At 42.4% G+C, this 19,050-nt stretch carries 19 protein-coding genes; 6 read left to right on the top strand and 13 right to left on the bottom strand.

What is annotated here, in order from left to right:
• Nucleotides 1–25 precede the first annotated feature (25 nt).
• From IEV61_RS09010 to IEV61_RS08990, 5 genes are all read right to left on the bottom strand, one after another.
• Nucleotides 26–595, bottom strand: a complete 570-nt coding sequence (locus tag IEV61_RS09010; protein WP_188415835.1) for a chemotaxis protein CheB — start codon at nucleotides 593–595, stop codon at nucleotides 26–28.
• 7 nt (nucleotides 596–602) lie between these two features.
• Complete coding sequence (locus IEV61_RS09005) at nucleotides 603–1,442, bottom strand: CheR family methyltransferase (protein WP_188415834.1); 840 nt, start codon at nucleotides 1,440–1,442, stop codon at nucleotides 603–605.
• 3 nt (nucleotides 1,443–1,445) lie between these two features.
• The gene (locus IEV61_RS09000; RefSeq protein WP_188415833.1) at nucleotides 1,446–4,877 is read right to left on the bottom strand and encodes a response regulator; all 3,432 of its coding nucleotides are present in this window, start codon (nucleotides 4,875–4,877) and stop codon (nucleotides 1,446–1,448) included.
• 136 nt (nucleotides 4,878–5,013) lie between these two features.
• Nucleotides 5,014–5,424 (bottom strand): hypothetical protein, encoded by a 411-nt coding sequence (locus IEV61_RS08995; protein WP_188415832.1) that lies wholly within the window; start codon nucleotides 5,422–5,424, stop codon nucleotides 5,014–5,016.
• Between the two features lie 34 nt (nucleotides 5,425–5,458).
• Complete coding sequence (locus IEV61_RS08990) at nucleotides 5,459–5,929, bottom strand: Lrp/AsnC family transcriptional regulator (RefSeq protein WP_188415831.1); 471 nt, start codon at nucleotides 5,927–5,929, stop codon at nucleotides 5,459–5,461.
• A gap of 121 nt (nucleotides 5,930–6,050) precedes the next feature.
• Here IEV61_RS08990 and IEV61_RS08985 point away from each other — a divergent pair, with 121 nt between their 5' ends.
• Genes IEV61_RS08985 through smpB form a run of 3 tightly spaced genes read left to right on the top strand, consistent with a single transcriptional unit; the run spans nucleotide 6,051 to nucleotide 9,054 of the window.
• Complete coding sequence (locus IEV61_RS08985; RefSeq protein ID WP_188415829.1) at nucleotides 6,051–6,701, top strand: metal-dependent transcriptional regulator; 651 nt, start codon at nucleotides 6,051–6,053, stop codon at nucleotides 6,699–6,701.
• Nucleotides 6,698–8,581, top strand: a complete 1,884-nt coding sequence (locus IEV61_RS08980; protein WP_188415827.1) for an Nramp family divalent metal transporter — start codon at nucleotides 6,698–6,700, stop codon at nucleotides 8,579–8,581. The genes IEV61_RS08985 and IEV61_RS08980 overlap by 4 nt, the downstream gene beginning before the upstream one ends.
• Before the next feature lie 23 nt (nucleotides 8,582–8,604).
• On the top strand, nucleotides 8,605–9,054 hold the full coding sequence (gene smpB / locus IEV61_RS08975; RefSeq protein WP_188415825.1) for an SsrA-binding protein SmpB: 450 nt from the start codon (nucleotides 8,605–8,607) through the stop codon (nucleotides 9,052–9,054).
• 83 nt (nucleotides 9,055–9,137) lie between these two features.
• On the opposite strand, the gene IEV61_RS08970 is transcribed toward smpB, so the two are convergent.
• From IEV61_RS08970 to IEV61_RS08960, 3 genes are all read right to left on the bottom strand, one after another.
• Complete coding sequence (locus tag IEV61_RS08970) at nucleotides 9,138–9,794, bottom strand: protein-L-isoaspartate(D-aspartate) O-methyltransferase (RefSeq protein WP_188415817.1); 657 nt, start codon at nucleotides 9,792–9,794, stop codon at nucleotides 9,138–9,140.
• 186 nt (nucleotides 9,795–9,980) lie between these two features.
• A complete protein-coding gene (gene priA / locus IEV61_RS08965) occupies nucleotides 9,981–12,467 on the bottom strand; it encodes a replication restart helicase PriA (protein ID WP_188415815.1) in 2,487 nt (828 codons plus the stop codon).
• Between the two features lies 1 nt (nucleotide 12,468).
• Complete coding sequence (locus IEV61_RS08960) at nucleotides 12,469–12,855, bottom strand: DUF423 domain-containing protein (protein WP_188415813.1); 387 nt, start codon at nucleotides 12,853–12,855, stop codon at nucleotides 12,469–12,471.
• A gap of 90 nt (nucleotides 12,856–12,945) precedes the next feature.
• Here IEV61_RS08960 and IEV61_RS08955 point away from each other — a divergent pair, with 90 nt between their 5' ends.
• Both IEV61_RS08955 and IEV61_RS08950 read left to right on the top strand, forming a co-directional pair.
• The gene (locus tag IEV61_RS08955; RefSeq protein ID WP_188415811.1) at nucleotides 12,946–14,532 is read left to right on the top strand and encodes a hypothetical protein; all 1,587 of its coding nucleotides are present in this window, start codon (nucleotides 12,946–12,948) and stop codon (nucleotides 14,530–14,532) included.
• Between the two features lie 74 nt (nucleotides 14,533–14,606).
• Nucleotides 14,607–16,043 carry a DUF5723 family protein gene (locus IEV61_RS08950; protein WP_188415809.1) on the top strand — a complete coding sequence of 479 codons (1,437 nt, stop codon included), beginning with the start codon at nucleotides 14,607–14,609 and terminating at the stop codon, nucleotides 16,041–16,043.
• A 6-nt stretch (nucleotides 16,044–16,049) separates the two neighbouring features.
• On the opposite strand, the gene tsaB is transcribed toward IEV61_RS08950, so the two are convergent.
• The 4 genes from tsaB to rpmH all read right to left on the bottom strand — a co-directional run bounded on the left by tsaB (nucleotide 16,050) and on the right by rpmH (nucleotide 17,605).
• On the bottom strand, nucleotides 16,050–16,742 hold the full coding sequence (tsaB, locus tag IEV61_RS08945) for a tRNA (adenosine(37)-N6)-threonylcarbamoyltransferase complex dimerization subunit type 1 TsaB (protein ID WP_188415807.1): 693 nt from the start codon (nucleotides 16,740–16,742) through the stop codon (nucleotides 16,050–16,052).
• 11 nt (nucleotides 16,743–16,753) lie between these two features.
• Complete coding sequence (yidD, locus tag IEV61_RS08940; RefSeq protein ID WP_188415805.1) at nucleotides 16,754–16,996, bottom strand: membrane protein insertion efficiency factor YidD; 243 nt, start codon at nucleotides 16,994–16,996, stop codon at nucleotides 16,754–16,756.
• Entirely contained in the window at nucleotides 16,971–17,372 is a 402-nt protein-coding gene (locus IEV61_RS08935; RefSeq protein ID WP_188415803.1) for a ribonuclease P protein component, read from the bottom strand. Before IEV61_RS08935 ends, yidD begins: the two co-directional genes overlap by 26 nt.
• 74 nt (nucleotides 17,373–17,446) lie before the next feature.
• Nucleotides 17,447–17,605 carry a 50S ribosomal protein L34 gene (gene rpmH, locus IEV61_RS08930; RefSeq protein WP_188415801.1) on the bottom strand — a complete coding sequence of 53 codons (159 nt, stop codon included), beginning with the start codon at nucleotides 17,603–17,605 and terminating at the stop codon, nucleotides 17,447–17,449.
• Nucleotides 17,606–17,744: 139 nt separating this feature from the next.
• Here rpmH and IEV61_RS08925 point away from each other — a divergent pair, with 139 nt between their 5' ends.
• Nucleotides 17,745–18,611, top strand: a complete 867-nt coding sequence (locus IEV61_RS08925) for a ChaN family lipoprotein (RefSeq protein WP_188415799.1) — start codon at nucleotides 17,745–17,747, stop codon at nucleotides 18,609–18,611.
• Here IEV61_RS08925 and mscL read toward each other — a convergent pair.
• The gene (gene mscL, locus IEV61_RS08920) at nucleotides 18,608–18,997 is read right to left on the bottom strand and encodes a large-conductance mechanosensitive channel protein MscL (protein WP_188415797.1); all 390 of its coding nucleotides are present in this window, start codon (nucleotides 18,995–18,997) and stop codon (nucleotides 18,608–18,610) included. The genes IEV61_RS08925 and mscL overlap by 4 nt on opposite strands.
• Nucleotides 18,998–19,050 lie beyond the last annotated feature (53 nt).

The raw sequence follows: 19,050 nt of genomic DNA, 5'->3' as shown, positions 1-19,050 counted from the left end.
CTCTATAAAGTTATGAAACAGAAAGCTAAATCTGCAATAACTGAAATATTTCTTCCGTATTTAATATGTAATCGGCTGCCTTTAAATTTATGGCGGCAGCAGGCATATCTGCCATTTCAGCTTCAGCCGGATTTTGAACTATGGTTAGCGAACCTTGCTTGCGCAGTTTAAGCAATCCGTTGGCTCCATCCTGGTTTGCGCCCGAGAGCAATATGGCCGTACAATTATTTTTAAATACTTCGGCTGCACTTTCAAAAGTTACATCAATTGATGGCTTTGAATACCACACCGCTTCTGATACATCCAGGCTAAACTGGCCTTCGTTTTCAATAAGCGTATGATAGTTGGCGGGTGCAATATATATGGTGTTATTGTCAATGCTATCCTTATCCCCCACTTCGCGCAGGTACATACGGCTATGATCGGCAAACAGTTTTTCTATCTCGCTTAAAAAGTTCTTTTTCCGGTGAATGATAATGATCACCGTTTTATTAAGGCTGGGCGTAAAATATTTTACGGCACGAAAAAGCAATTTGAAAGACCCGGCCGAGCCTCCAAGCAGCAGAACTTTTGATTCCTGCCATCGCTTGATCATATCATCGTTAAGTGCCAATTTTTTGGTAGATGTTTTCTTTTGCGTTGATGGTTTTAAACCTTTTCTTGAACGAATCTGACCTGATGGCTTCTTTGCTCCCCAAGCACAAAAACCCTAACGGACACAAACTGCGGTAAAAAAGGTCTAATATTTTTTCTTGCAGGTGCGACTCGAAGTAGATAAATACATTGCGGCAGCTAATGAGCTGAAACTCATTAAACACATTATCGGATATGAGATTATGTACCGAGAACAGGGTATTTTGCCTTAACTCCGTATGTATGGTTGCCGCATCATACAAAATGGTAAAGTGATCGGTTATGGTACCGGGTAAGCTAGAATACTGATAATTTTCGGCGTATGATTTAATCTTGCGCAAGCTGAATATGCCGCGCTTGGCTTCTTTTAATACTTCGGTGTTAATATCGGTACCGTAAATAAATGATTTTGACTGCAAACCGCTCTCCTTTAAAAGGATGGCTAACGAGTAAACCTCTTCTCCTGTTGAACAACCTGCACTCCATATTTTAACGTGCTGGTAAGTAGACAAATAAGGTAATACCTGGCTGTTAAGTGCCTTGTAAAACAAAGGGTCGCGAAACATCTCGGTAACGTTTACAGTAACTTCCTCTAAAAAATGCTGAAAAAATGCATTATCATTAATGAGCATGTGCTTAAGGTCATAAAACTCCAGCCGTTTAAGCTGCATGATACGCGTAAGCCTTCTTTTTAAAGACGCTTTAGAATAACCCGAAAAATCAAACCCATGAATTCGTTTAACCAGGTTAATCAAATCGGTAATCTCCGCAGATGTAAGGCCTCTTTCTTCGGTACTATCTCCAGTCATATTTTACCCCTCTAACCACAACTGCATCAGCGATATAAGCCTATCCATATCAATTGGCTTAGTGATGTAATCATTTGCACCTGCTGCCAGGCATTTTTCGCGGTCTTCTTTCATAGCTTTTGCAGTTAACGCTATTACGGGCAACTTGTTCCATTTGTTTTGCTTGCGTATGTGCCTGGTGGCTTCATAACCATCCATCTTAGGCATCATAATATCCATCAATACAATGTCTATATCCGGTGTGGATTCCAGCTTTTCGAGGGCTTCATCACCATCGTTGGCAATTTCTACCAAAAGGTCGTATTGCTGCAATGCGCTGCTCAAGGCAAAAATATTACGCATATCGTCATCTACCACAAGCACTTTCTTGCCTTTGAGCAAGTCTTTACCTTTAGGCGCGGTAAATGGCTTGGCAGCCGCAGGTACGCTGCTTACCTTATGCAAAAAGAGGTTAACCTCGTCAATAAGCCTATCGGCCGATTTGTTGGTTTTCATAACCATGGCATTGGCATACTGCATGAGCCGGTTAACCGAAGTTTTATCCAGCTCCATAGCGGTATTAACGATAACCGGCAATTCGGCAAAGCGTTCTATGGCTTTTATACGGTCTAACAAATCGAGTCCCGAAATATCGGGCAGGTTCAGGTCAAGGATCACACACTGGTAATCGTTATTCTGAAGCATGGTGAATGCCTGCTCGCCGGTAAATGCCTGGTCAACCGTAATGCCTTGTTTTTGCATCAGGTCTTTTAAAGCCTGGCTTTGCGCCTCATGATCCTCAACCAATAATATTTGCTTGAACTGTACGCCGCTCTGGCTCATCATATCGTTGAAAAGCTTATCCAGCGTCTCGGTGTTAATGGGCTTCTTCATGAAGCTGATGGCGCCTTCTTTACGTACCTTGTTGGCAGCGGCTTCGCCTGCCGACATTAAGTGCACAGGGATGTGTTGCGTAGCTTCGTCGGCTTTTATTTCTCTCAATATTTGCCAGCCGTCTTTACCCGGCAACATAATGTCAAGAATTACCGCATCGGGCATTTGCTCTTTTACAATTTGTGCAGCATGGGTGCCTTCATGTACCATTACCGATTTATAACCGTGCTCTTTGGCGTAATCCTGCAAAATATCGGCAAAGTTCTTGTCGTCTTCTACAATAACCACCAAGGGCTCCGTACGGCCGGGTGCCAATGGCTGTGCTTTAGCAGGCTGCAGGAAATTACCCAAAGGCTTGAAGTTTTCTACTGTCGGCAATACCGGCTCATCATCAGGTTGCGGTGCTACGTGTTTGGCTTGGAAAGGTATGGTAAGCGTAAACTCGCTACCTTCGCCTACCTGGCTGGCGAGGCTTATAGAACCACCTAACAAGTTGGCCAACTCGCGACTGATAGATAAACCCAAACCAGTACCACCATATTTACGACTGGTTGAACCATCGGCCTGTTGGAAAGCTTCAAAAATAACCCGCTGTTTTTCTGGCGCTATACCTATACCACTATCTTTAACAGTGAAGCTAATGGTATCAGGTTCAATTCCCGGCTTAGCATCAATAGAAATGCTGCCATTCTCTTTAGTAAATTTAAAAGCGTTAGACAGCAGGTTTTTAATTACCTGCTCTACCCTATGTTTATCGGTGAATATAACGTTAGGAACGTTAACTGCAGTTTGGGTAAAGTTGATCTTCTTGTTACGTGCTACTTCGGTAAAGAGCATGTTCATGTCCTGTAATATCTCGCTTACCTTCGCATCATCGTTCTGCATATCCATCTTACCCGATTCTATTTTAGACAGGTCGAGGATGTCGTTTATAAGCGTTAACAAGTCGTTACCGGCATTAAATATCACACTGGCATATTTGATCTGATCTTCGCTCAGGTTGTCGGTCTTATTATCTTTTAAGATGCGGGCGAGTACCAGTATACTATTTAATGGTGTGCGCAACTCATGGCTCATATTAGCCAAAAACTCAGACTTATATTTACCTGTAGTTTCCAGCTCGTTTACCTTCACATTAATAGCTGCACGCGCTTCTTCAATGGCTTGGTTCTTTTCTTCAAGCAAACTGGCTTTTTCTTCCAGTTCGGCATTGATGGTGCGCAGTTCTTCCTGCTGTACGCGCAGCTCTTCTTCAGAAGCCTGCAGCATTTCGGTTTTGTTGAGTAACTCTTCGTTGGTTACCCGCATTTCTTCCTGTTGTGCTTCCAGTTCTTCGGCTTGCTGCTGCGTTTCTTCGAACAGGTCGTGCATAATGGTGCGCGCCTGGGCGGTATTTACGGCAATACCAATACTATCGGCCGCTGTTAAAATGTATTCTCTGTTACGGTCTGATAATTGATCCTGGTAAGCAAGTTCTATTACACCTTTTAATTGCTTATCATAGAAAAACGGCACAATAAGTATCTCGGCCAGTTCCTGGCTAATAATGGAAGTTTCGAGGTGCAGCTTATCGCTCAAATGCCCTTTTATAGTGGCCGCCTGCTGGTCTTTTGCAACCTGGCCAAGCCAGCTTTCTGATAGCTTGATCTTATGTTTTAGAGCATCAACATTATGGAAAGCGTGGTAAGCGTTTAATTCTAATTCTGATTCCTTTTCATTATACAAATACAGGGTGCCGGTAATAGCACCTGTGTAACGGCAAAGCTTTGTAAGCACGTTGGCCGTTAATTCCTTTTCGCTTTGCTGGCCCTGCATTCTTTCGCTCAACTTACTCATGCCGGTGAGCAACCAGTTCTTATTCTCATTTTCGGCCAGTACCTCGCCCAGTTCAAAATTAGCGGCCTTTACCTCGGCTTCAATTTTCTTTTGTTGTTCGAAGGTTTTTTGGATGTAAATGAATAATACTATAATAATAATGAGGAAAATTGAAGAACCAACCGTTATGGTAAAGATAGTTTGGCTGGCAGCCTCTGCCGACTTCATCTTACCATCATTGAGCGATTTATTCTCAACCAGGTTTATCTTTTCAATGGTAGCCCTTATGCTATCCATGATCTGTTTACCGTTAATGAGCATATTGTGCGCCACCATAAACTCAAGGCCCAGTTCTTCGCGCTTGTCTACGTTGGTTTTCATTAACGCGAGCTGACGATTACTTAAACCAATTAGGGCTGTTACATTGTTTTGCTGATCAGGGTCGGCCTGTATCAGTGCTTCCAGTTTAGTGGTATTCTGGTTAATCTGGGGTAAAGCCTCATTGTACGGATCAAGAAATTTAGGTTTGGCTGTTGCTACATAACCACGCATACCGGTTTCGGCATCAACAAGTGCTTGCAATACGTTGCGGGAGGTAGTGATTATGGCCTGGCTGTGTTCAACGTCTAACTGGTTGTTTTGCAATTGGGTAATACTGCGGTACGAGAAAATACCAACAATAAAAACCAATAAAATAGAGATAGCAAACCCGGTTAAAACCTGTGTACGAAAGTTTAACTTTAACATGTTTAAGGCAAAGAATGATGTAGTGCGCGCTTACAACGCTGTTACGCTGCAAACGAATCAAAGCTAATAATAAAATTTATGAAACAAAACCCATACCCCTGCATACTCTTAACAAGTGTATATAAGTGCAGTGTACCTAAATGACTACCCTATCGGCAACGGGTTTAGGCGTTGTAAACACACTGAGCACCGGCCCCAGGAATAGCAGGTACCAGCCCCATTTAAATTTGATAAGTTTAGCTAAAGAACCCGCCAGGCCTTTAAACGGGATAAAACTAAAAGTGGTATTTACCTTCATTATAGCGGCTATGTAAACCAGCACAACCAGGGCCAGGCTTAACCAGGCGGCTATGCGCGCAACCTGGTATTGTTTAAGCACGATACCGGCTATACCTACTACCGATATTAACAACACCACCATGCCGTACGGTTTATTCAGATCGTACAGGTCCCAGTTCATCAAACCGAACGGGCGCAGCAAAGGGCACCATGTGGCGGCCAATAGTAGTACAAAACCAACAAAAGAAATAAAGGCTTTAGGTCGCATTGCGTATGAATAGTATCAGGATTTTGATTGAAAATTAGTACTCCAACGGCACCGTAGGTTCTTTTTTACTGGTAGACATGATCATCATGGTCTGAAAAGTTTTAACCACGGGGATGCGGCTTATCTTATCCATAATGAGTTGCTCATACAATTTAATATCGCGCACGTAAACCTTCAGCAAAAAATCACATTGACCGGTAACGTGGTGGCACTCCGTAATTTCTTTGATCTTTTGTATTTCCTTCAGGAAAATATCAATCGTGTTACTTTTATGAAAATCGAGCGAAACCTGTATAAACGTTTTGATACCCAGGCCAAGCTTTTCCTCGTCCACCAGTGCATGGTAACTTTTAATATATTCTGCATTTTCAAGTTTACGCACGCGCTCCAAGGTAGGTGCAGGCGATAGTCCTATTTCGTTTGAAAGTTGCAGGTTGGTAATACGTCCGTTCTCTTGAAGTATTTTAAGTATTTGTAAGTCTATCTTATCTAATTCGGCACCCATGTTTACAAAGATATATCAGGATTTCACAAAATAAAATTTTTTATGCAATATGATAAACAAAAGTTAATTCTTTAAGTTTAAAAATTTAGGCTAATCTAAATTTTATATTAGATTTGTATAAATGCACTCATTTACAGAAGAAAACTACCTTAAAGCCATCTATCATTTGCTCGTGCGCAGGCAAAGTGCTACAACAAATGATATTGCGGCATCCTTGGGTACCAAAGCGGCCTCAGTAACCGATATGCTAAAGAAACTGAGCGATAAAAAACTCATTCACTACGCACGTTATCAGGGTGTTACTTTAACTACTAATGGTGAAAGTATTGCCTTGGGTATTGTACGCAAGCATCGCTTATGGGAATGTTTCCTGGTAGAAAAATTAAATTTTAAGTGGGATGAAGTGCATGATATGGCAGAAGAACTGGAGCATATTTCTTCAGCCAAATTGATAGACCGGCTCGATGAGTTTATGGGCTGCCCGGCTTACGATCCTCACGGCGACCCCATACCAAATAATAAAGGGCAAATCATCAATCAGCAGTTACAACCGGCGTTGCAGCTATCAAAGCATCAAAGCGGCATAATTGCCGGTGTGGCCGACCACTCTCCTGCTTTTTTGCAGTACCTCGAAAAAACACAATTAATAATAGGCGAAACCATTACCGTAACCGATTTAAGCGATTATGATATTTCGGTTTCGTTAAAGACGACAAATAAAGAAATGAACATCAGCCGCGAAGTGGCTAAAAATATATTGATTGCAATATGAGTACTAACAGCGAATCTTTAGGCAGTGTACACGGCTCGGTAGAAACAGAGAATAAGACAGGCTGGCGTAAAGTAATGGCCTTTATTGGTCCTGCTTACCTAATTAGTGTGGGATATATGGATCCCGGCAACTGGGCTACGGATTTACAGGCGGGCAGTCAGTTTGGGTACAGATTGATTTGGGTGCTGCTCATGTCGAACCTCATTGCTTTACTATTGCAATCGTTAAGCGCAAGGTTGGGTATTGTACGCGGATTGGATATTGCACAAGCCTCAAAAAAAACCTACCCACGCTTTGTTAATTTTTGTCTGTACGTACTGGCTCAAATAGCCATTATAGCCTGCGATTTGGCCGAGATCATTGGTATGGCTATTGGCTTGCAATTACTATTCGGACTACCGCTAATATGGGGTGTTTCTATTACGATGCTTGATACCTTGCTCCTGCTATTCTTGCTCAATAAAGGTATGCGCCGTTTAGAAGGGTTTATTGTATCGCTCATTTTCATTGTAGGTTTATCTTTCCTGATAGAGATGATCATTGTAAAACCCGATTTGCCCGAACTGGCTAAGGGCTTTTTACCAACGGCCATGAACAATGATGCCCTGTACATTGCCATTGGTATTATTGGAGCCACGGTAATGCCGCATAACCTGTACCTTCACTCCTCGCTGGTGCAAACCCGTAAAATTGACCGCAGCGATAAGGGCATCCGCAGTGCTTTAAAGTTTAATTTATGGGATACCACCATTGCACTAAACCTGGCATTTTTAGTAAACGCCGCCATTTTAATACTGGCCGCCAGTGCATTTTTCAGAAATGGCTACCATCAAATTGCTGAAATAGAAGATGCTCATAAATTGTTGAGCAATATATTCGGCAGTTTAGCACCTAAATTGTTTGCCATTGCGTTGATAGCTGCCGGACAAAGCTCTACCATTACAGGAACTCTTGCTGGCCAAATCATTATGGAGGGGCACTTAAACTTACGTATAGCTCCATGGCTACGTAGGTTGCTTACCCGAATGCTGGCCATTATACCAGCTTTTTTAACCTTGCTGTACGCCGGCGAAACCGGTTTAAGCCGCTTGCTGGTACTAAGCCAAGTAATATTGAGCTTGCAGTTAGGCTTTGCGGTGATACCGCTTATCCATTTCACGTCGGATAAGCTAACGATGGGCAACTTTGTAATTAAGCCGTATATTAAAGTGCTGGCCTGGCTTTGTGCCTTACTTATTGTGGTTTTAAACGGCCGCTTGGTAATTGAAGAAATCACAAAATGGAGCGAAGCTAATCGCGATTCGGGCTTTATCATCCACTTCCTGGTTGTTCCGCTGGCTTTGGCTGTAGGTGTGTTGCTGGTTTACGTGTTCGTAAAACCCTTTATTAGCAAGCGGCAAACCGAGGTGGCCAGTATTCCTCATGGTATTGCATCTGCAATTGGTGATGTGGATGTAATTGCATATAGCCATATTGGCGTAGCTATCGACTTTTCAAAAAACGACCAAACTTCTATTAAACATGCGCTAATGCAGGGAGGCAAAAAAGCCTCTTACACGCTTATCCATGTGGTTGAAACTGCAGGTGCACGTTATCATGGCACACAGGTTATGGATTATGAAACGCAAAGCGACTTTGATAATATGGAGCAGTATGTGAGCGCGCTAAAAGAGTTGGGCTACAATGCCGTAGCACATATTGGTTATGGTGCACGTGGACAAGCGATAGCCGCAGTAGTAAACCAGGAAGCTATCGATTTTTTGGTCATGGGGTCGCACGGGCATAAAGCGGTTAAAGATCTCATTTATGGCACTACTGTTGATACAGTAAGGCACTTGGTAAATGTACCGGTGCTGGTGGTAAAAGCACCCAAAAAATAATTTGCATATTTGCAGGCTCAGCCATGAACGAACAACTTTACATTAAAAATAAAAAAGCATATTTTGAATACGCTATATTAGATGAGTATACCGCCGGTATTAAGTTACTTGGCACCGAGATCAAATCTATCCGCGAAGGCAAAGTAAACCTGGGCGATGCCTTTTGTACTTTCATTAACGAGCAGTTGTATGTGCGAAACATGCACATATCTGAATATACGCATGGCTCATTTTACAACCACGAGTACAAACGCGACCGCGTATTGCTCCTCAATAAAAAAGAACTTAAAAAGCTAAAAACCCGTACCGAAGAAAAAGGGTTGACCATTATCCCACTGGCGATGTTTATTAGCGAGCGTGGTTTTGCCAAATTAAAGATTGGTCTTGCCCAAGGTAAAAAAACCTTTGATAAACGCGAAACCATGAAAGAGCGCGATGTAAAAGTGGAAATGGATAGGGCAATGAAGAGATAATTAACGAAAGAACCGAGAGATAAGAGACAAGAAACAAGACTACTTAGTTTTCAATCTTGGCTCTCGTTTCTTGGCTCTTAGCTCTACCAAGCCTTATCTCCTACTAAAGGCACAAATCTGAAAGTATCTAAAACTACCTTTTCATAGTCGTTTTCAGCAACCTTTAAAATGGTGATCATCTTTTGCTCCTTTTCGTCTCCTACAGGTATAACCAATAAGCCACCTATATTGAGCTGGCGCAATAAAACCTCGGGTACCGTTGGTGCTCCGGCAGTTACAATAATCTTATCGTAAGGGGCGTGTGCCTCAATACCTTTGGAGCCATCGCCCAGGAAGAAGTGCGGTTTATAGCCCATGTAAGGCAGTACCTGTATAGTACGCTCGTAAAGTTTTTCCTGGCGTTCAATGGTATAAACGCTGGCACCTAACTCTAACAAAACGCAAGTTTGGTAGCCGCAGCCGGTACCTATTTCTAATACCTTTTGTCCTTTGTGAATATGCAACAATTCAGACTGGTAAGCCACCGTGTAGGGCTGCGAAATGGTTTGCCCCTCACCTATCGGGAAGGCAATATCTTTATAGGCCTGATTCCAGAAAGTTTCATCAAAAAAGAAATGACGGGGTACTTTATTAATAGCCTGCAACACCTGCTCATCTTCAATACCTTTCTTTTTCAGCAGTTCAACAAGCCGTTTACGTGCACCTTTTTCGCGATAATTATCTATAAACTTATAAGCCATTTCTACGACAAATCTAAGCTAAAAATGACCATTTGAGAAGATTTGCCGTCAACAATTAACCCTCATTCATTTAATGGATTGGTAAATAGCCAAGTAAAAATAATTCTTATTCAATAGAATCAAGCAAGTCCCTGTATAGGCTACACAGCTATTATCACGGCAAATCAGGTTAAGGAGGCAATCGATTTAATAAGGATCAACATCGGGTTGCACAATGCAGCCTTTGCTTAGCTTGGTGGTTTGAAACTCCTGTATAACATCGCGGATAACGGCTTTCACTTTCACGATGGAAATAGTATCGCGCTCAAATTTGAGCATGATAGATTTAATGTAGAAATTACGGATACGGCTGATAAGCGGATACTCGGGCCCTATAACCCGGTCGCCGAAATGCTTGCGCAGCTCAACGCCCAAATATTCTGCCTGGTGATACAGCTTCTCGGCATCCCGGTGTTTGATATCCATTTGTATAATGCGGTAAAACGGAGGATACTTAAAGCTTTTTCGCTCTTCTATCTCAGTTAAATACAGCTCCTTATAATCATTACGAATCACCTGGTCAATTACGCGGTGCTCGGGGTTGTATGTTTGTATAACTACCTTTCCCTGCTTACCACGGCGCCCTGCCCTACCGCTTACCTGTGCCAGCATTTGAAAACTGCGTTCGTTAGCACGGTAGTCGGGGTATTTTAATAAGCTGTCGGCGTTGATGATGCCAATAACCGTTACGTCCGAAAAATCCAGCCCCTTAGCCACCATCTGGGTACCCACCAATATGTCTATACGTTTTTCTTCTAAGTCGTTCAGCAGGTTTTGATAAGCATTACGTGCACGGGTGGTATCCAGGTCCATACGGGCAATGCGAGCATCAGGCAAAAGCACCTGCAGTTCGTCCTCGATCTTCTCGGTACCGAAGCCTTTATACTCCAGATGCGTAGAGCCGCAAGCGGGGCAAATACTCAATGATTCTTCTTTATAGCCGCAATAATGGCAATGCAAATGGCTGCTGCTTTTATGGTAAGTTAAGCTTACATCGCAATTAATGCAACGGGGTGTGAAAGCACAAACGCGGCAAACCAGCACAGGAGCATAACCGCGGCGGTTTTGAAAAAGAATTACCTGTTCTTTACTTTTTAAGGCTTCCTCAATAGCTTCCATGAGCACACTGGTAAAATGCGACTGCATGGTTTTACGTTTCATCTCTTCGGTAATGCTAACCACTTTCGTTTCGGGCAAGCTTACACCGCCAAAGCGCTCCGTTAACTCGGCGAAGCCGTACTTTTTGGTACGGGCGTTAAAATAAGATTCGAACGAAGGTGTGGCCGAACCCAGCAGCACTTTGGCCTGATAACGGTTGGCCAGGTAGATGGCAGCATCGCGTGCATTATAACGCGGGGCAGGGTCAAACTGCTTGTACGAGGTTTCGTGCTCCTCATCAATAATCACTAATCCCAAATTATCGAACGGTAAAAATACGGACGACCGGGCACCCAGCACTACCTTATACTCATGGTTTAAAACTTTTTGCCAAACCTCTACCCGCTCATTATCATTAAAACGGGAATGGTAAACACCAATATCGTTACCGAAATATTTGCGCAAACGCTCAATTACATGCGTGGTCAAAGCAATTTCGGGTAGTAGATACAACACCTGTTTACCAGCAGCAATGGCCTCTTCTACCAGCCTGATGTAGATCTCCGTCTTACCCGAGGATGTTACGCCATGCAGCAAAACCACTTCTTTTTGCTTGAACTGGTCTTGTATATCTTCTAAAACATTTTGCTGCACATCGCTTAACTCAAAAGTTGCAAACTCACTGTTATCTTCATAGTAAAGCCGGCTAACATTCTTTTCTTCGATGAAGAATACCTCTTTTTCTGTCAGCGATTTTATGATGGACGCACCTACTCCGCTGGCTTCCATCAAATCATTTTTGGAGATCTGCTTCTGCTCGCGCGATAGTTTGATGTAGGCGAGTACCGCATCGGCTTGCTTGGGCGCCCGACGTTCTAACTGAACAAACAACTCCTTTAGCATTTCCTGATCCTGATAAAAAGGATTGAGCCTGACGTAGGCACGTTTACGAGGTTTATACCGCTCGCTTACTTCTTCAGAAATATGAATAATGTTCTTATCGAACATCGATTTGAGCACCGGCATCACGATCTTTTGCCCCAGCAGTTTTACAATATCGCTCACGGTGAGTATAGGCTGAATGTCGAGCGCATCAACAATTAAAAACTCTTTATCGTGCAGCAGCGAGCGGTCTACCTCGCCGTCAGGGTTTAACATGATGCGGGTTTCGCTGGCCAGTTTGAGGGCCGCAGGCAGGGCAGCGGCCATTACTTCGCCGGTATTGCATAGGTAATAATCGGCCAGCCATTTCCAAAAGTCGAGTTGCTGGGTGGTAACCACGGGGCGGTCGTCCAGCACTTCCATTAAGTATTTGGCCTGGTATCTTTCGGGAGCAACCTCGGTAATATCATTAATAACAGCAGTATACAATTTGCTTTTGCCAAACTGCACTACTACCCGCTTACCTACTTCTACCACATCATTCAACTCGTAAGGCACACGGTACGTATAGTTTTTGGAAATAGCCAAAGGCAGTATTACCTCGGCAAAAAGCGTAATTCGATCGGTATGTTGAGTTTCATTAAATTCTAACATGTTATTTTTCTTTCCAGGCAGCCAGCGCCAGGGTAAACCAGCCGACTATGAACAGTACACCGCCTAAGGGTGTTATAGGGCCAAGTATACTCATTACGCCCGATGGATGAATACTAAGGAGCGTTAACGCATACAACGAGCCCGAAAACAAAAGAATGCCTAAGGTAAATAACCAGTAACTGGTGTTTATTAGTTTACTACTTGAGCGATTGAGAACTGCCAGAAATAATAACGCAAAAACATGGTAAAAATGATATTGAACAGCTGTACCCCAGGTTTGCAAATATTTGGGAGTTACCAGCTCTTTAAGCGCGTGTGCACCAAAAGCCCCGGTAATAACAGCCACCATACCTAATATAGCCGCAGTTACAACAATTTTTTTATTCATGTACAGGTTATATGCAGCTAAATTAACCAATTGCACGTATTCCTTTATTGGCACAAGGTAAAAATTCTACATTTGCCTAATTATAAAATTATGAAACGACAGATTATCATCACCCTTATTTTATTAGCGGCTACCGTGATGATAACGCTTACCTATTTCAAACACCTCAACCCTCCGGGCAAGCGGGTAAACCAGGTTGTTAATACTATTCCTGCATCCGCAGCTTTCATTTTTCAGTTTAATAACGACAGCAGCTTTTACGACATCTATAGCAAAAGTGAACTGTTCTCCTCAATAACCGGTAAGCAAAAAATGCGAGAGCTGGATGCTTTGCGTCATACCCTGTTAGGTTACCCATTGCTTAAAGAACACTTTTCGGCAGAAGATATTTTTATTTCTATTCATCCACAGGCAACCGATAGTTTAGATTACCTGCTTACCGTGCCTGCGTCAAGCCTCGTAGATCAAGGGTTAACTGAATGGCTAAAAAGCAAGACCGCAGCAAACATTAAATTATCTTCACTTAATATTTCAGGCAAAAAGGCTTACAGCATTCACATAGATTCGCTCGATAAAAATTTTTTCTTTGCCAACCGCGGCAGCAATATATGGATAGGAAGCTTTTCGCGAGCCTTAATTGAAGAAGACTTAAAATATAAACCCAGCGAAAAAAGTGCCTTCAGTTTACTGCCCGACCAGCAAAACTCTACCCTGTTGAGCAGTTTGTATATCAACTATTCACAACTTAATCCGCTACTTGCCCAATTATACAAAACCGACAATACTGACCTTTGGAAAGGTTTAGATTTACTACCGGCCACTACGGCACTCAGCCTCAATTATAAAAGCGATGCCCTGATGTTTAACGGTTTTACCAGCGTTAACAAAAATAAGGCGACCAGCTATCTCAATCTGTTCACGGGGATGAAACCTGTCCCTATGTCGCTCGTAAACTTGTTTCCTGTAACTACTGCGTACAGCAACAGTTACGCAGTCGACGATATGAAACATTTTTTGCAGTTACTGGCCGCATGGCAGCAAAAAGCAGGTTTTGATAAAGAAAAATCTAAACTGTTTTCTCAAATTAAAGCGGAAACCGGCGTACAGTTAGATAAAGAATTTAAAAGCCTGATTGATAATGAATTTGCTGTAGTGACTACTCGTTTTCAGGAAAGGCTGGCTATTATTAAAGTTAAGAACGGCGCATCGCTCAGGCCGTTTTTTAATAACGTTAGTAATATGGTTAATGATGAAATTGGCCAGCTTAATTACAACCAGGTACCCTTATTTTTATTAGGTGATGCTCTTGCACCTTTCAGGCGGCCATATTTCATGATCATGGATAACTACATGGTGTTAGCTAATACCCAGCGCGAACTAAGCAACTACAAGGAAAACTACCTTAACAATGCATTTATTAGCAAGGGCGAAGAGTTTATTGAGTTTAACAACTTAACGGCGCAACGCTGTAATGTAAGCTTCTTTATCCATTTTAAAAATGCCGGCAGTGTATTTAAGCAAACATTGAAAAAGCCTTATGCAAAAGCATACCAACAGCAGCCCGGATTTAAAAATTACTACGCAGCATCTTACCAGCTATCCGCATCCGATAACCAGTTTTATACAAACCTTTGCGTTAAACTCATTACACCCGATACAACCACTGTGCGCAAGTAATGGTCTTGTTACAATAAAGGTAACAAATACAAAAATTTATCGTTCTTTAACAATTACTATTGCTTATACCCTGAATGACTAAACTCTTGATTTGTTGCCTGCTAAGCTTGTTTAGCTTTGCTGCTTATGCGCAGCGTTTTGCCCAATACAATACAGGCACATTGTTCGATTCTTTTGAAAATCCATCTCAAGCAGCTTTTATCCCTGATTCGAGCAGGAATATTGCATTTAATTTTCTAATACCTAATTTTACCATTAACACTTACTTGCAAGGAAACACCCAGTACACCTTAAAATCGAGGCTCTTTTTAGGCAAGTATAATAACGAAGCCATTACTGTAGGGCAAAATCAATACAATAATGCCTTAGCCAACGTAAATGTGTATTTAGGCATGTTAAAGCTGTATACCAGCGTTGGAGGACGGCAGGAAATAGGTATATCATACCAAATTAAAGGCAATGGCCGCGGTCATGTAACCGATGAAACAGTAGCCCTGTTTAACGGGATTCAAAAATTTACTGACAATAATTATCAGGATATATTTAACAACAAAGCCTTCTACGAGAGCTTTCACCAGTTTAGCGCCACGTACCGCGAAAAGGTGACCAAAGATTTTTCAGTGGGGATCAAATTGAGCTTACTATCGGGTATAGCTTACAACAATTTAAAGATCGACGAATCGGCGTTGAACATTATTGATCGTGGCACTAACAATCCGGCGGCAGGTGGCACTGCCGACTGGCGGTTAAAAGGCATATTTCAAAGTACTTACCAATTAGGTAAATTCAGCAAACGCAGTTTATTACCAACCTTTAAAAATATTGGTTTGGCCGGAAGCATAGGTGCTACCTACATTGCCCCCGGCGGCATTATTTTGCAGGGCAACCTTAAAGACCTGGGCTTTATACGCTGGGCAGGCAATGCCACTACCTACACATTCAATAATACTACCCGCATACAAGGACTTAACACTACCAGGCGCGAAATAAATGTAAGCGATGCCTTAACAAGGCTGATAGAAAAAATGCCCGAAACCAAACCCTTCACCAAACCTATTGTAGGGAGGGCTGAGTTTTCGGCGGCTAAAAAGTTTCAGTTCGGTACTATTACTTATTTGCCTACGGCCATTATATCCAGGCAGGTATACGGCTATGGTACAGCGGCAGCTTTAGTTAACAATGTTCAATTCGGCAGTTTTGGAACTACTGTGAGTGGTATAATGAACGAGGATAAGTTGTTTGACCTGGGCCTGCAACTCATGTATAAAACACCCAATTTTGAGTTTTTTATTGGCAGCGAACAACTTAACCGCAGCATGAACCTATATAGTGCCAGTGGTGAGAACGAAGACGCCATTACCAAAACCATGTCGCACTCGGGCGGCAGCATTTACCTTGGCTTCTCCTTCAAATTTGGAAAGAAAATAGAGCGCTGGAAAACGGAAAGCTATTACTCTAATGGTGGGGAACAAGGGCCTTTAGGCAAGGCATGGCGTAAAGCCTTTAATTAAATACTATTATCTCTGCGGTGCAGCCTTTTTACCGGCAATAAAATCTTTCAGGTAAAATGGCTCATAGTAAGCCACATCTGCAAATGCTTGATTGTTGAAGGCGGCTATAGCACCTTGGGTAAGATAAACGGCCGAATTGGCAAATTCAATATCAAAGCTGGCGTTTGCATGTTTACCCAAGACCTCGCGGCATTTAGCAGCGCCATCGCCAAAAAACAAGATCTTGCGTGTGCTAAGCAGTTCGGCGTAGCTGTTTTCGCCAATAATTTCGGCAGATGTTGGCCGGATACGGTTACCCTCAGCATCAAACAAAGCAGTATAAACCTCCATACGGCGGGCATCAATCATAGGGCAAAGCAAAAGGTCCTTATCATTTATAGCGGCAGCCATTCCATCGGCCATGGCTTGCAGCGTTTCTACGGCAATAAGCGGCTTGTCCAAACCGTAGCATAATCCTTTGGCGGTAGATACCCCAATGCGCAAACCGGTATAAGAACCGGGCCCGCTACTAACCGCAATAGCGTCTAATTCTGCGTAAGATTTTTGAGCTTGCTTAAAGAGTTCTTCAATAAAAACGGTAATAACTTCGGCGTGTATATTACGCTCGTTAAGCTCCTTTACAGCCAAAACCTCTCCTTGTTGTACTAAAGCAACTGAGCAGGCCGTGGTGGCAGTTTCTATTTGCAGCAATAAACTCATGTAAGAAACAATTAAGGTACCGGATCTGGACCGTGACCACCCCATGGATGGCAACGGCCTATTCTTTTTAACGTAAGCCATCCACCCTTAAAGGGCCCATGTTTACGAATGGCTTCTAAACCATAGTGCGAACAAGTTGGCGTAAACCTGCACGAAGCTCCTAATATAGGCGATAAAGTAAATTGATACAATTTAATTAAACCAATAAACAATGCGCTTATAGCCCGTTTAAACAACTTTAAGATGGCTTGCATTAATTTGTTCGCTTAATTGAACCAAAAGCTTCACCATCTTTTTATCCATCAAAGCAAAATCATTGATCTCTTTACCAATGTAATTGACCGATAAAATGATTTGCCTGTTTTGCTCCTGTAGCGCATCATACAACAGTTCCTCCTTGTGCATACGGTAAGCCTCGCGTGTACGCCTCTTAATGAGGTTACGATCAACCGCGCGGCGATAACGCTTTTTAGCAACTGCAAATACTACTTGTACAGCAACGGGCTCGGGTAGCGTTGCCTGTAACCACGATACCCGGAAAGGATAGCACAAAAAGGAAGAACCGCTACTAAAAAGCTGTTCTAAAAGCCTTTTATTACATAGCCGTTCTTCCTTTTTAAAAGTGTACATTATTGCTTATACTGGTAAACCGAAAGTATTAAATAACGGCACCAACCCCATTAACATAGGGCAAGCAACCTATATTATGCTTTGTGACGACGTTCGTCAGAAACTGATAATCTTGATCTGCCTTTAGCTCTTCTTGCAGCTAAAATTCTTCTGCCGTTAGCAGTTGACATGCGCTCACGGAAACCGTGTTTGTTTCTTCTTTTACGTTGAGACGGCTGAAACGTTCTTTTCATGATTGTTATGTTGTGTAATCGTTATTCCTTAAAAACGGGAGTGCAAATTTAGCGTTTATTTTTAAGTAATCAAATATAATTATTACTATTTAGTTTTATCAGTTTTTGCCCGTAATTTAACCATTCAAATACCTGCTGAATGAAAAAAACACTATTCATCTTAATGCTTTGCCTGCCTCTTTTAGGCATAGCTCAAGTTAATTATAAAATATATAACACCGCTACACAAAAGCCAGCCACGCTTGATGACATCATTAATGACATGGCCAAAGCCGACGTGTTATTCTATGGTGAAGAGCACAACGATTCAATTGGCCACACCATTGAGTTGGCTTTGCTTACTAAGCTCGCAGAAAAGCATCCGGCTAAAGCTGCATTGTCTTTAGAAATGTTTGAGACAGACACGCAGCCTATCTTAAACGAATATCTTAACGGGCTGATACGTGAGAAAAACCTTATTAGTGATGCACGTGCCTGGCCAAATTATAAAGACTACAGGCCATTGGTAGAACTGGCCAAAGCCAATAAACTGCCTGTTATTGCAGCCAATGCGCCAAGCCGTTATACCAATCGCGTTACCCGCCTTGGGCTAAAAAGCCTGGAACAACTGGATGCAGCCGCTAAAGCATACCTACCTCCCCTGCCTGTTGATACAGCTACAGGCGCTTATTACAACAAGTTTGTAGAAATTATGGGCGGCCATGCCGGTATGGGTGGTATGCAAATTTATCAATCGCAAAATCTGTGGGATGCTACCATGGCCTGGTCAATAGCTAAATACCTTAAAAACCACAGCAGCAGTAAAGTAATGCAGGTTAACGGCGGTTTTCACAGCGAAGATAAGTTAGGCGCAGCAGCACAACTTAAAAAGTATGCACCTGCTGCGCGTATAATCAACGTTGCGGCTTTTGCCAGCGAGCAATTTGACCAGCCCGATTGGAGCAAGTATAACAAAAGCAACAGTTATATCATCATTACCGACGGAAGGCTGCGTAAAAGCTTTTAGGCTTTAGCTGCTAATATATCGCGAATCTCGGTCAGCAATACTTCTTCTTTGGTTGGGGCAGGAACTACTGTTGGTGCTACAGCTTCTTTTTTGTTAAAGCGATTTATGGCTTTAATAAATAAAAATAAAGCAAAAGCTACGATAATAAAAGAGATAATTTGCGACAGGAAATTACCATACTTAATAGCTGTGCCCGGTATTACCAGTTGACTAAGATTTGATAAATTTGCTGCCTTTAATGCAGGAGTCAATATGGCCGGGGTTATAATATCCTCTACCAACGAACTTACAATTTTACCAAAAGCACCGCCTATTACAACAGCAACGGCTAAATCTAATACATTGCCTTTAACGGCAAATTCTTTAAACTCTTTAATAAACGACATGGCAGCAAGTATTTAGTTTGTATAAGGCTAAATTACTATTTCCACGGTCACAT

Origin of the sequence: Mucilaginibacter galii (genome assembly GCF_014635825.1) — a bacterium.
Taxonomy (GTDB): domain Bacteria; phylum Bacteroidota; class Bacteroidia; order Sphingobacteriales; family Sphingobacteriaceae; genus Mucilaginibacter; species Mucilaginibacter galii.
The sequence above is the reverse complement of the archived record's forward strand: the minus strand, read 5'-3'. Positions and strand labels throughout refer to the sequence as shown.